General features: G+C 52.6%; 13 protein-coding genes. 6 read left to right on the forward strand and 7 right to left on the reverse strand.

Annotation, left to right across the window (positions count from 1 at the left end):
- Window positions 1-89 precede the first annotated feature (89 nt).
- The 3 genes from BM258_RS19420 to BM258_RS19430 form a co-directional block, all read right to left on the reverse strand.
- A complete protein-coding gene (locus tag BM258_RS19420; RefSeq protein WP_244544777.1) occupies window positions 90-671 on the reverse strand; it encodes a transglutaminase-like cysteine peptidase in 582 nt (193 codons plus the stop codon).
- A 570-nt stretch (window positions 672-1,241) separates the two neighbouring features.
- Window positions 1,242-1,850, reverse strand: coding sequence for a PilZ domain-containing protein (locus tag BM258_RS19425; RefSeq protein ID WP_090074902.1), 609 nt, complete (start codon window positions 1,848-1,850; stop codon window positions 1,242-1,244).
- 157 nt (window positions 1,851-2,007) lie between these two features.
- Entirely contained in the window at window positions 2,008-2,667 is a 660-nt protein-coding gene (locus BM258_RS19430; protein ID WP_090074903.1) for a PAS domain-containing protein, read from the reverse strand.
- A 547-nt stretch (window positions 2,668-3,214) separates the two neighbouring features.
- On the opposite strand from BM258_RS19430, the gene BM258_RS19440 reads away from it, so the two are divergent.
- Window positions 3,215-3,967 carry a rhomboid family intramembrane serine protease gene (locus BM258_RS19440; protein WP_210186817.1) on the forward strand — a complete coding sequence of 251 codons (753 nt, stop codon included), beginning with the start codon at window positions 3,215-3,217 and terminating at the stop codon, window positions 3,965-3,967.
- A gap of 271 nt (window positions 3,968-4,238) precedes the next feature.
- Window positions 4,239-4,667 carry a CBS domain-containing protein gene (locus BM258_RS19445; RefSeq protein WP_090074906.1) on the forward strand — a complete coding sequence of 143 codons (429 nt, stop codon included), beginning with the start codon at window positions 4,239-4,241 and terminating at the stop codon, window positions 4,665-4,667.
- A gap of 94 nt (window positions 4,668-4,761) precedes the next feature.
- On the opposite strand, the gene hisI is transcribed toward BM258_RS19445, so the two are convergent.
- Window positions 4,762-5,211 (reverse strand): phosphoribosyl-AMP cyclohydrolase, encoded by a 450-nt coding sequence (gene hisI / locus BM258_RS19450; protein ID WP_090074907.1) that lies wholly within the window; start codon window positions 5,209-5,211, stop codon window positions 4,762-4,764.
- A gap of 174 nt (window positions 5,212-5,385) precedes the next feature.
- Window positions 5,386-6,102 (reverse strand): GTP cyclohydrolase I FolE, encoded by a 717-nt coding sequence (gene folE, locus BM258_RS19460; protein ID WP_407062737.1) that lies wholly within the window; start codon window positions 6,100-6,102, stop codon window positions 5,386-5,388.
- A 269-nt stretch (window positions 6,103-6,371) separates the two neighbouring features.
- Between folE and BM258_RS19465 the strand changes: the two genes are divergently transcribed.
- The 3 genes from BM258_RS19465 (at window position 6,372) to thrS (ending at window position 9,178) form a co-directional block, all read left to right on the forward strand.
- On the forward strand, window positions 6,372-6,803 hold the full coding sequence (locus BM258_RS19465; RefSeq protein ID WP_090074909.1) for an iron-sulfur cluster assembly scaffold protein: 432 nt from the start codon (window positions 6,372-6,374) through the stop codon (window positions 6,801-6,803).
- Window positions 6,800-7,108: a membrane protein insertion efficiency factor YidD gene (gene yidD / locus BM258_RS19470; RefSeq protein ID WP_090074910.1), complete on the forward strand. Its 309-nt coding sequence runs from the start codon at window positions 6,800-6,802 to the stop codon at window positions 7,106-7,108. Before BM258_RS19465 ends, yidD begins: the two co-directional genes overlap by 4 nt.
- Before the next feature lie 114 nt (window positions 7,109-7,222).
- Complete coding sequence (thrS, locus tag BM258_RS19475) at window positions 7,223-9,178, forward strand: threonine--tRNA ligase (RefSeq protein ID WP_090074911.1); 1,956 nt, start codon at window positions 7,223-7,225, stop codon at window positions 9,176-9,178.
- A 159-nt stretch (window positions 9,179-9,337) separates the two neighbouring features.
- Here thrS and BM258_RS19480 read toward each other — a convergent pair whose 3' ends face one another.
- A complete protein-coding gene (locus BM258_RS19480) occupies window positions 9,338-9,796 on the reverse strand; it encodes a hypothetical protein (protein WP_090074912.1) in 459 nt (152 codons plus the stop codon).
- Between the two features lie 92 nt (window positions 9,797-9,888).
- Complete coding sequence (locus BM258_RS19485; protein WP_139229329.1) at window positions 9,889-11,103, reverse strand: hypothetical protein; 1,215 nt, start codon at window positions 11,101-11,103, stop codon at window positions 9,889-9,891.
- A 709-nt stretch (window positions 11,104-11,812) separates the two neighbouring features.
- On the opposite strand from BM258_RS19485, the gene BM258_RS19490 reads away from it, so the two are divergent.
- Window positions 11,813-13,156, forward strand: coding sequence for a hypothetical protein (locus BM258_RS19490; protein WP_139229330.1), 1,344 nt, complete (start codon window positions 11,813-11,815; stop codon window positions 13,154-13,156).
- Window positions 13,157-13,202 lie beyond the last annotated feature (46 nt).

The raw sequence follows: 13,202 nt of genomic DNA on the forward strand, positions 1-13,202 counted from the left end.
CTGATCGCAATGGACGGGATGTGGGGACGCGATCAGGGCTTGCAAAGCAAAGTTTGGAGCAAGAAAGAACCTTCGAGAGCTCTTTCTCGTTAGCGAGTGTCAGCAATGGCAGTCCATTGTGATGGATGAAGCGCAGCCTGACGCTTGATATAGTGATAAGGGGTCTTGTCCCAAGGCAGGATTCGCGGATCCTGATTATCGAGAATGAGATCACCCCTATCCGTACGTACGGTCAGAACAGCATGGCCATTGCCGTTCCTTTCCTTCACGACCGTAATCAGAAGTGCCGTAGCTGGCCAACCTTCATTGATCAGCATGCGCCTTTTCAAGAGCGCGAAATCTTCGCAGTCTCCGGCTGATCTTGGATATGTCCATAGCTCTTCGGTGCGATACAGTTCTTCGTCGCTCACCGGCTTGATGGACTGGTTGACATAGCCGTTTACGCTGATGAGCTTTTTCCAGCTTTCTTCAGAGAGTTTCACGGCTTGATCGGAGTTGAATGTAATATTGCACTCCGATGGGTTCTGTCGGCAAAAATTAACATGACCAATCGGAGCAGAGGTTGTCCCCTGTACGGTCATGAATGGTGAGTATCTGGCAGCCGCTGCCTCAAATGGTACTGCAAGGCAAGCAAGGCTGAAAAAAGCAAATCCCCAAATGCGTTTCTTCATTTTTATCTCCCGTCGTTATAGGGAGATTATTAGAAGTGTTCATTTGATATTTTTCGAATATTTGCTGGGAAATTTAAGTAAAAAATCCCGTAAAATCGATTTTACTTTGTTTTATATTTGAATGTATTTTGATTTTAATTTAGATCAAATCAGTATAAATTTTAAATTGAATTGAAATCGAGTTTGAAACGAATGTGAATCAATTTTCAATAAAATTATAATTGATTGAAAGCCCAATTATTTCAATGTTTTGCCGTGGGGCTCTGGCGTTTTGTTTGGCGCTGCAGCGTATGGTCTTGGTGAAAGTAAAAGAGGGAAACACTAAGCTGGAATGACTGGACGCTGCGCGAGGGTGCGTGAAGGGCTTGCCATTGACCTCATTGAGAGCCCGTTTTAGAGTCCAAAAAAGCAGGAAAAAAATCTTATTTTTATTGTTTGTAATTGCTGACTTGCTTCATCGCAGGGGGTGGTAGAGGCGATGTCTTGTAAAAAATCTGGCACAATGAGCCGTTTGCGGCGAGCAGGAGGCGCAGCTGTGCCGTACTGTGGTTAGCAGAACAGGTGAGGAATTTAACGCAGGTTTTTGTCGATTTCGGTGCTATCTTGTACAGCGGAGAATTCCACAGCCAGCCCGTCTTCGAGATGACGAACGATGCGGGCGCGGATCTTGCCGATGCTGACTTCCTTGCCGACTGCCGGGCGGGCACTGGTTTTGAGCGCAGCGCCTGAAAGAGAAAGGTCGAGTACGCGGCAGATATGTTCGGTGCCGTCTGGCAGGATCAGTTTGGTGATTGGCTGCTTTGGTTGCCGACGCTCATGGCGCCGATCTTCAGGCAAGTCGAGCAAATGCCGGTTTGCCACCCATGTCAGCTGTGAGGCGAGTTTATCGCGTTTGCGCTCGGTGGCATCGACCGTTATGGCAAAACCGCCTTCAATCTTTCTGACAATTCTACCCTCGATCCGTCCAATATGATCAATATAGGCGATGACGCGTTCACCTATTTCGCCGCGTATTGGCGTGATCATGGCCATTCCGCCTGGTGACATATTGATCACCTGACACGGATACTCCGTCTTGTTCTCAAGCATAAAGCGACCAAGAAGGTTCACTTTCACGCGTTGATGACGACGGCGCTCGGTAATGCGCGGTAGCTCAGATTTTTTAGCGACTGCCGACATAGAGAATGGCTTTCCTCGCCATGACTGGACAGGATGAACGAATACATCGCCATCCTATTCCCTCTATAGTTAACAAAGCCTTTTGCCAGTTGGCTTCTTGCAGTGCTATGGAAAATATTCTGATACCAAGCGTTGTGCCTCTTTCGTGTGACGCGTTTTAGTCGCGTCTCCCCCCTTCAATGACAGTCAAATGACCGATGCGGCGCTCGGCCGCGATGTGATTTTGTCCGATGGCGGGAGGCAAAATCGTCGTTGTCGGAGTGAGGCCGAATTTATGCTGCTGCGTGGGAGCTTGCTCCTGATTGCGCATGAAGGCGGGGCGCTCATCAGGCCAGATCAGGCGCATGGAACTGATAGACAGTTCCTGAATTGGCCAGATGCCGATCCAATATGGCATATCAGCCGGGCTTGCTGCGCCCAGAAGGCGGCTTTTGGGCTGTCCATAGTGTCTGAGGGGCAGCAGAATCGACTCAAATTCCAGTTCCTGGTTCCGTTCCGTCTTACCCTTGAAGCCAATAACGGCAGCGGCTTCGTCTTCCACCACAGCAGTCAGCAGCAGTTTCATGCTGGAGAGGTCGTCGGAGTCCCAAAGGTCAAAGAAATTGCGCCCCTTCAACTCGCGGCAGAAGGAGCCACAAAGGCGCGTGCCTGCCAACCGGAAGGTCAGACTGGATTCACTGTCATATTCAAGGATGAAAGTGTCTCCGAGAATTTGATGGATTTCTGCCGGGTCGATGTCACTGCGCTCTGGGGCTGTCCGTCCGCCTCTCAGGCCATCCCAATAAGTAAACAGTTCGCGCGTCACCTGGTGTTTCATTTTGCGTCTCTATCTGGGGCAGTTCCGCTTCCAAAGTGTTTCAACTTGAAGCAGAACGGGATCTCTTTTTGTTTTGTACTCATAGTAAAGCAGGGGACATGCCAGTCGCAGGGGTAACGCTTCTTTAATCAAACTTTCACCACGGTTCGCTTCTGTTAAGGTTAACAATAGGTTTTCGTTGAGCTCTGAGAGGGAAAATGTAAAGATGATGTTAACAGATCCACCGCATCAGACCGGACTCCTATAGTCTGGTGCCTCGGCTCTTTGATGACTTCCCGAATCTTCGGGAACCCCGGCCATCCTCGTGATCGCAAGATCGGCGGATGGCTTTTTTTTGTCCAAATGATTGCCACCTTGCGCAGCTATTAAGATTCTTTGGCTAAAAAGGTGGATGCAGATCACTTCCCAAGCGCCCATGCCTTGATGGGGCGTCTATCTGCCTTATTTTTATGGGAACAGTTTTGGAAAGAGAAAAGGAACCCCTATGGCCCTGCAACCGCGCGGCTCATGGCAAATGCCTCCAGGTATGACGCCCCCAAAAGAGCCCATGTTCAATTTGCCCACATCCGTCATGGTGCTGGCCGGTATCATGCTTGCCATTCAGGCGGCGCAGTCCTTCTTTCTTTCTTTTGATCAAAGAGAGTGGCTGATTCTGAGCTTTTCCTTTTTGCCGGTCCGTTATGGTGCTGCGGCTCAGGTCTTTTCTTTTCCCGGCGGGGTTTTGGGGGATATATGGACCTTTGTCACCTATGCCTTCCTGCATGGTGGCTGGATGCATGTCATCCTCAATGTTGTCTGGATGATGATCTTTGCGACGGTAATTGTTCGGCGCATCGGCAATTTTAATTTCGCCATCTTCTTTGTAATCACTGCGGCGGCGGGTGCCCTTGTCCATTTGGTCATTCATTTTGGCAGCCAAGCGCCATTGGTCGGGGTTTCAGCCGTCTTGTCGGGTGCCATGGCTGCTTCAGCGCGCTTTGCGTTTAATGGCGGCATGGGGGGATTTTCCGGTTTGCAAGGCGTCAACCGCTATCCATGCCTGAGCCTTAAGGGGCTGCGGCGTAACCCACAGGCTATGGGGTTTCTTGGCATCTGGCTGGTGCTCAATCTGGTGTTCGGGATGTTTTCGATTCTGGGCGGTGGGGCGACTATCGCGTGGGAAGCGCATCTGGGGGGATTTATCGCCGGGCTGCTGATATTCCCCTATCTCGATCCCTATTCGCGGCCTCCGCGCAAGCCAAAACCGCCGAAAAAGGATCCGCCAAAGAAGCGACCCGATCACCTTAAAGTGATCAAGTGACGCTTTGTGAAAAGGGTAGCATTGAACAAAAGGGCAGGATTCTTCGCAGAATTCTGCCCTTGTTCTTAATAATCGGGTGGTCTGCGCTGCTTGCACCGCCATACCGGGAAGAGTTCGTTATGCTTAAGTCTGGGGGCTTGTGATCTTGCCATGAACGACAACATAACGGAGAATTTAGGGTCCAGAGACATGAACATGCTTGTGGTTTGCATGAAACATCACGGGCAAGTCATGCAATTGAGCAACCTTTTAGAGAAGGGAGACCCGATTTATGACGATTGCCACGATTCTCAACCAAAAGGGACGTGCTGTATTCAAGGCCGAACCGGATACCACTTTGATGAACGCGGTCAAGTTACTGCGCGACAATGGCGTGGGGGCAATCCTGATTGCCAAGGAAGACACGCTGTGCGGCATCCTATCTGAGCGCGATATTGTGCGGGCTCTGAGCCATCATGGCGGATCCGCCCTGTTGCGGCCTGCCAGCGAATTCATGACTTCAGATGTGATAAGTTGTTCGGAAGAGGAAACCATTGCCTCTGTCATGTCGCGCATGACGACTGGACGGTTCCGTCATATGCCGGTTTTGAATGGCGACAAGATTGCCGGACTGGTGTCCATTGGTGACGTGGTCAAATTCCGCATCGAAGAAACCGAACGCGAAGCGGAAGACATGCGCGCCTATATTGCTGCCGGCTAGGGAACAATGGGGATAGGCCGAAGTGTCGGCCTGTCCGGAATGGGCGGTTTCTTGTGCATTATCAATCGGGAAACTGACGTCAAGTGCTGCCCTATTACTTATAGACGTCCTTTGGATCGAAGAGGGGCTTGTCTTCTTTGAAGGTCAGATGTGGAGCGCCATTTTTTAGCTCTGCTGAACGATAGAAGCAGGATTTGTAGCCCTGATGGCAATTGGCCGTTGCTCCGCGCGTACGTACCATGATCCAGATCGCATCCTGATCACAATCTGTTCTCAATTCGATAACGTCCTGAACGTTGCCGCTGGTGGCCCCCTTGTGCCAGAGTTCCTGACGCGACCGGCTCCAGTAATGCGCTTCCTTCGTTTCCAGCGTCAGCTGCAAACTCTCCGCATTCATATAGGCAAACATCACCACGTCACCGCTATCACTATCGGTTACGATGCAGGCGATCAGGCCTTTCTCGTCGAATTTGGGAGCAAAGTCGGTTCCAAGCTCGATCTCGTCGTTGCTTTTTCCCGTGCGCGTGGCAAAAGGAGACGTCATGGTACACCTCTATTCATATCAAATGCGGCAGGGCCTTGCGCTAAATGAAGCGAAAGCCCGAATGAATCAAAAGAATAACTTAAAAGAAAAGGGGCTGAGATGGCCCCTTTCTTGCGAACTGTCTGCATACTGGCTCTTGTTCATTCCCTCCCGTTCAGGAGGTACTACAAGGCTTTAGCCCCGGCATTCTCCGGTAAGGCTCATGAAGCGGTTCTGTTTGTCAACATCTTCAGCGAACACGCCGGTGAAGCGGGTTGTCACGGTGGAAGCGCCCCGTTTGCGTACGCCGCGCATGGTCATGCACATATGTTCTGCTTCGATGAGCAGGGCGATGCCGCGCGGTGCCAGCGTCGTTTCTATGGTTTCGATGATCTGCTCGGTCAGGCTTTCCTGTGTCTGCAAGCGACGTGCGAAAGCGTCGATGAGGCGGGCAAGTTTGGAAAGACCAACAACCCCTTTTGAGGGATAATAGGCGATATGGGCCTTGCCGACGAAGGGCACCATGTGATGCTCACAGGCCGAGAAGAATTCCACATCGCGCAAGAGAACCATGTCTTCGTAGCCGTTCACTTCTTCGAAGGTGCGACCGAGAGGTTCTGCAGGGTCTTCCCTGTAACCACGGTAAAGCTCTTCATAGGCCTTGACGACTCGCTTTGGCGTATCGATCAGGCCTTCGCGTTCGGGGTCGTCTCCGATCCATTTGATCAGGGTGCGCACGGCCTCTTCGGCTTCCTGGCGGGAGGGACGTTCTGTCAATGCCCAGTCGTCCGCTTTTTCTTCCAGGGTGGCCAGTGCTTGTAGCTGTTTTTGCTTGTTGTTTTTCAAGGCGTTATCTTGCCCCTCTTCAGCCTTATCGCCAGCGGGGTTGCTGGTGTCGACAATCATATCCATCACAGATGTGTCCGCCTTTTCTCAATGGAGCACAATCGCCCGCGAACCTATCTCCCGGTTGCGCCATCATGCACTTTTTTTCCAATTTGTCAGTAGGAAATCCTATTCTGGTGGGAATGTTATATTATAACCTAAACTTTCACCAATTCCTACATCTTTCACCAATTCCGATTTGGGGGTCTGCTTTTCTTGTTTTCATACCTATATAGGCGTTATAGGGAGGAATGCGAGTTTTGGATCGCTATTCAGCAGCAGAAGAGAGAATTCCTATGCTTGACGATGTCTATAATCACAAAATTCTCGAATTTGCAGGGAATATTCCTCAGCTTGAGCGACTGCCGTCTCCGATGGCATCCTCCAAGGCGCATAGCAAATTGTGCGGCTCCACGATTGAGGTTGATCTGGTGGTTGAAGACGGCAAAGTGGCTGCATTCGGACAGGCGGTCAATGCATGCGCGTTGGGGCAGGCGGCAGCCTCCGTGGTTGGTCGGCATATTCTTGGCTCTGATCTGGAAGAGTTGCGCCAGTTGCGCGCGCAAATGCAGTCCATGTTGCGGGAGGCTGGTGATCCGCCAGCCGGCAAATGGGATGATCTGAAGTTTCTTCAGCCCGTGCGTGACTATCCGGCGCGGCATGCCTCCACTCTTCTTGTCTTTGATGCGGTGGTGGATGCCTTCGAGCAAATTGAAGGCCGCTCATGAAATATCTCGCCATCGGGCTCATCAAGCTTTACCAGATTTTCCTCTCTCCCTTTGTGGGGCGGGCCTGCCGCTACCAGCCAACCTGTTCGCGTTACACCGAAGAGGCCATAGGGCGGTTCGGCTTCTGGGCTGGCGGCTGGATGGGGTTGGCGCGCATCATGCGATGCCATCCATTGGGGCATAGCGGCTTTGATCCTGTGCCGGAAAGGTTGCCTCAAGGTTCGGTGTGGTATAAACCATGGACATATGGCCTTTGGGGTGGCGATCACATCGATCCGGCGACCAAGTTGGGTCCCCGACGGTGAGATGCGCAACTCCGCTTGAACTGGCCTTTTGATAAATCGCTTATATGAAACATCCGGGTTCTTAAACCCGACAGCTTACCTGCGTTGTAGGCAGGAGTTGAGCAGGAGACGATTATGGTCAATCTGACTTTCCCCGACGGATCTGTTCGTGAATATGACGATGGCGTAAGTGGCGTCGACGTCGCACAGGGCATTTCCAAATCCTTGGCAAAAAAAGCCGTCGCCATGAAGCTGAATGGCGAATTGGCTGATCTGGCCGATCCGATTGCAGCCGATGCAAGAATCGAGATCGTGACGCGCACCGATGATGATGCGCTTGAACTGATCCGCCATGATGCGGCCCATGTGATGGCTGAAGCTGTGCAGGAATTGTTCCCTGGCACGCAGGTCACCATCGGCCCGGTCATCACCGATGGCTTCTACTATGACTTTGCCCGCGACGAGCCTTTCACCACGGAAGAGCTTGAGCTGATCGAAAAGAAAATGGCAGAGATCATCGATCGCAACGCTCCCTTCACCAAGGAAGTCTGGAGCCGCGATGTTGCCAAGAAGTATTTCTCTGACAAGGGGGAGAGCTACAAGGTCGAACTGGTTGACGCCATTCCTGAAGGGGAAGACCTCAAGATCTACCGTCAGGGCGACTGGCTCGATTTGTGCCGTGGACCGCACATGGTTTCCACCGGTCACATTGGCAAGGCCTTCAAACTGATGAAGGTGGCCGGTGCCTATTGGCGTGGCGATTCCAACAATGCCATGTTGAGCCGCATTTACGGGACGGCATGGGCAAGCGAGAAAGATCTCAAGGCCCATCTGACCCGTCTGGAAGAAGCGGAAAAACGCGATCACCGCAAGCTTGGCCGTGAAATGGATCTGTTCCATTTTCAGGAAGAAGCGCCGGGCTCCGTTTTCTGGCATGACAAGGGCTGGACCCTGTTTCAGAGCTTGATCACCTATATGCGTCGCCGTCAGAAGAGCTGGGACTATCATGAAGTCAACAGCCCGGACATGATGGAACGTACGCTTTGGGAACAGTCTGGACACTGGGAAAAATTCGGTGAAAACATGTTCACCACCCAGACCCCTGACGAGCGCATCTTCTGCTGCAAACCGATGAACTGTCCGGGCCATGTGCAGATCTTCAAGAATGGTCTCAAATCCTATCGTGACCTGCCATTGAAAATCGCCGAGTTCGGCAAGGTGCATCGCTATGAACCATCGGGTGCCCTGCATGGCATGATGCGCGTGCGTCACTTCACGCAGGATGATGCCCATGTCTTCTGTGCTGAAGATCAGATCACTCAGGTCTGTGTGGATCTGCATGAGCAGATCATGTCGATCTATCACGACTTCGGCTTTACCGACATTCGGGTGAAATTCTCCGACCGTCCTGAAAAGCGCGTCGGCTCCGATGCTGTTTGGGATGCTGCCGAGAATGCTCTGAAAACGGCAATTGATGCCGCCGGTCAGGAATGGACCCTGAATCCGGGTGAGGGTGCCTTCTATGGGCCAAAGCTGGAATATGTTCTGCGTGATGCTATCGGTCGTGACTGGCAGTGCGGCACGGTTCAGGTTGACCTCAACCTGCCGGGTCGTCTTGGTGCCTTCTATATCGATACCGATGGCAACAAGGTTCATCCTGTGATGATCCATCGCGCCCTGTTTGGGTCGCTGGAGCGCTTCACCGGGATTCTGATCGAGCATTATGCCGGGCACTTCCCGCTCTGGCTGGCTCCGCTTCAGGTGGTGGTGGCAACCATCACCTCCGAAGCCGATGACTATGCCCGTGACGTGGCTAGGAAGCTTACCGCAGCTGGCCTAAACGTAGAAACCGATCTGCGCAACGAGAAGATCAACTACAAGGTTCGTGAGCATTCACTGGCCAAGGTTCCTGCGCTTCTCGTTTGTGGCAAAAAGGAAGCCGACGAGCGGAGTGTATCGATCCGTCGTCTCGGTTCCAAGCATCAGACTTCCATGTCTCTGGATGATGCCATTGCGTCGCTCGTTGATGAAGCTATCGCTCCTGATCTGCGTCGTGCCATGGAAGCTGCAAAAGCGGAAGCGGCTGAATAGTCTGCTTCCTCATACTGACAAACAAATAGGGGCGGTGCCGGTTTGGCGCCGCCTTTTTCTTTGTTCTGTTGAGATGGTGATTCAAGAAATGCCCGACTTTAACTGTGGTCTTTTATCGAGTCTCCTCAGGTTGTTGGTGCTGTTCGCTAAAGACCTGATTCAGTTTGGCTGCTCGGTTGGGTAGGGAGTGCAGGCATGTATGGGGGCGCCTTTCTCTAAGGAAATCTCGACGCAATCTCTCTCTTTTGAAAGCCATTTTGCACGCGGGCTGAGACCCGCGAGGGGCAATGCGATGCGCTGTGTTCTGGCGTTCTGGGCAAGATGGGCCAAGGCATAGCGCAGGCTGTAGGCGCGCGTTTGGAAGGCGTAAAGATGATAGCCTTCCTTGGTGTCAATCAGGATGTCGAGGCAGCAAGCAGGATCGAAATGGTAGGAGATGTGGCAGGTCACCGTGAGGCCACCAAACTCTGCATCAAAGGCGAGGTTGGTGGTAAAGGTTGGTTCGCCCCATGCATCCCCACGGATCGGGCCGGGAGGGGTGTGCGGGTTGAAGCGCAGCCACGGGCAGGCGATCTGTGTCAGGCGATGCCAGAGGTCCTCCTTCTCCGGTAGCGCCACAATCCTTGGTCTCGTGCTCAGAGTGCTGGTTGGGCTTTCTAGCGGGCGGTCAGTCAAATGTGCGATGGCTGAAGCGTCCTTCTGCTAAGTCCCTACTGTGCGGTAGACAGAACCTCAATGTCACGATTAAGGCCAGAGGTGACAGAGAAATCCCGGTTATAGACTTCATTGCCCTGTTTGGCGATGGCGGTGTAGTCACCTGCCGCAAGAGCTAGTGTCGGGAAGGCGCCTATAGCCCGTTTGACCACGTCCCCGCCTGGTGTGAAGACCGTCCAGATGGTGTTGGCCAATGCTTCGCCGCCGGGCTCTGAAACAAGCCTCAGGGTAACCTTTGCCGCATTGTGGATCATGGTCACGTTGATCAGCTTGCCTTCGGTGATTTCGACGTCGCCGCGCACCTTGGCGTTGGCTGTGCCATAGTTGGATACGACGTGATAAATACCCTGGCTGAGCTTGACGACATGGTTTGGCTTTACATTCTTGACCAGCAGTGTGTGCGAGTTCGTATCTGAATCTTCGCTGGTATAGATGTCGAATTTCAAAATGGCGTTGTCGAGTGTGATGTCGCCTGCTGCCACAGCATTGAGCCGCATGGCACCGGCATGCAGGTTGAAACTCTCGTTATAGTCGCCAGCCTTGGGCAAGATGACCCGTTTGGTAAGATTGGCATAGCCGTATCCTGCATAGACAATGTAGCTGCCCGGCTCCAGATCCACATCCAGCGGGCCACCATCTACATTGTGCAGCATCGGCAGTTGGCCTTCTTCATCTTTTTCTGCACCGAAAACACGCCAGTTGACACCTCTTTGTAGCACTTGACCGTCATCGGAAAGGAGGGCGGTCAGTTGAAGACGTGCGATGCCGCCCGGCTCGATCTCGAGCGTGTCATCTGCTTCCGGCAGGGCTTCGGCTATTGATGCTGGTGCTGTCTCGGAGCTCTGGGGTGCGTCTGTTGGCGTGGTGCCGTCTTGTGTTTCTGCTGCTCCTGCGCCGACCTGATTGCCAGTCTGATCATCGAGTTGATCCGCTGCTGTCTCTTGCTGGTCGGCTGCCTCCGGTGTGGCGTCCTGATTGCCATTCTTGCGTGGATTGGCAGCTGGAATAGGGACAGTCTCAGGGAGCTTGAGATAGACAGGAGCCTGTCTGGGGGTGCCCTTCTGAATGACGGTTCCCAGATCGAGTGGGGCCTGTGCGGTTTGGGCGTGGGCCTCAAAGGAGGGGAGGGCAATGGTCGCAATGAAGAGCGCTGCGCAAAGGCTCAAAAATAAACTGAGAAGCCGTTGTCCGGTTGCTTTTGTGCTTATCACTGATTTTTCCTTGCTTTGCTCTTAATCGGAATCGCCCTGACGGGTGAGTCTCAAGCTCCGTTCATGCCGATATTTAGCATTTGCCTGCGGCTTAGGAAATCCAAAACCGTGGTAATTTGAGGGCGGGGCTGGATAAAGTATCAGCTTGCGGCGACCATCGCTATGATGGTTTGGTGCTTTTGAGCTGGAAGGTGGTCTCGCATTTTGCAATGGATCTGTGGTTTGTGACCTATGGGTGGCTTTGATGTCTGTTGTTGAAGGCTGACGCTGATGTGGGCGTGTTTTTGCTTTCCGACACCTGCCTGTTTGATGAAATGGGTGCTTGAGACTTTGATTCATCTTGTTGGCAGATTGATTCAACGTCTTGCCAAAATGATTCAGGGAATTGTGTTAAGTGTCTGAAATAAAAGGATGAAAGGAAGCTTTTAAAACTGTGTTCATGTGCGAACCAGAGGGGCTAAATCTGAAGGTGGTCGAACGTGGTAGCCTTTGTTATCAAAAGCTCCTTCTAATGCTTGCGGCTTGATTGCTCCATTTCCCAGTGCTTACATTTGCGTCTCGATTTATAAATTAAGCTTCTGTTAACCATTTGGTAAAAGAATGGTTAATCAGGACTAACAAGTCCGAATCTATCTCGGGTTTCGAGTGAGCACTGACTGGGGTGCGGATTGTCGCAGACCCTTTTGAGTTCATCGCTTTGGAGAGCGCTTTGGCCAATTCTGTTTCGTTCAACAATTCGATCAGATTTCAGGCCGCCTTTGAAGAGGCGAGCCGGACCACTGGCACGGACTTTGAATTCCTGCTGAACACGGCGAAGCGTGAAAGCAATTTCAATGCATCCGCCAAAGCGCCAACGTCCTCTGCGTCTGGGCTTTTCCAGTTTGTCGAACAGACATGGTTGGAGACGATGAAGGAAGCCGGGCCCCAGCTTGGCTTTAGCAAGGTGGCGTCTCAGATCTCTCAAGTCGGTGACAAATATTATGTTCGTGATCCAGAGGTGCGGCAGCAAATTCTGAATATGCGGAATGATCCGCAAGTGTCGGCGATGATGGCTGGCGCCTACGCCCAGAGCAATCGCGAACAACTGGCCGAGCAACTGAACAGAACGCCTTCGCAGGGTGAGTTGTATGCTGCGCATTTCCTCGGGGCTCAGGGAAGCAGCAAGCTGATCACCATGGCTGAGGAAACGCCGAACAAATCGGCGGCTGCTTATTTTCCTGCGCAGGCGGAAGCCAACAAGAACATCTTCTTTGATCGACAGGGCAACGCTAAAAGCGTGTCTGAGGTTTATAGCGATCTGGTCTCGACAGCATCTGGCGAGCCCGCTTCTGCTCCCAAGGAGAAGAAGGGCCTGTTGGATATGCTGGGTCTTGGCAATCTGTTTACGGCCAAAGAATCCACCAAGCAGGCACAATTGACACGCAGCCCCGAAACGCCTGCCATTCAAACACAGCATGTGGTGGATCTGCAGCAGGCCAGCAATGACCGCTCGATCGTCAGTGATAGCCGGGATTCGCTAGAGGCCTTTTTCTCGCAGCCTTTGCAGCGCGCGTTGCCGTCTCGCTATGGCCTTAGCTATTTGCCTGACAACTCGGTGTCTTCGCAGGTGCGGGCTTCCCGCTTTGTTGCCGGAGATGATGGCCAGCAAGCGGTTGAGGCTGCTTCTGCCAGCAATGGTGTGATTGCCAGTCGTATCTATGCGCAGGCTTCGGAGCCTGTTGCTGCACCTGCAGCCAGTGAGACTGAGGGCATGGCTTTGCCCAAGCGCAAACCTGCGGCGGCCGAAGTTACAGCTGATGTTTATGTGGATAGCTTAGCTGGCGCTTTGCCAAGGGCAAAACCTCAGTCAATGCCGACGACTGCGTCGGTCTCAACATCTTCCGCGCCTTCTTCGTCTAACGTTTCTGCTGTTCAGTCTTCTGTCGTTCATAGCGCTCCGTTGGATCTTACACGACAGGAAGTCCGCCCAGCTCGCGAGCAGGCGCGGCTCGGTGCCCTTGATTTGAGTGCTTTCCTACGCGGGGATGTTTTTTCCTCTAGCGATAAAGGCTGAGTGCGAGGTTTCTAGGCGCATTGGCCTTTCCACTTTTCCATTTATG

Source organism: Cohaesibacter marisflavi, from assembly GCF_900115225.1.
In the GTDB taxonomy this organism is placed as follows: Bacteria; Pseudomonadota; Alphaproteobacteria; order Rhizobiales; family Cohaesibacteraceae; genus Cohaesibacter; species Cohaesibacter marisflavi.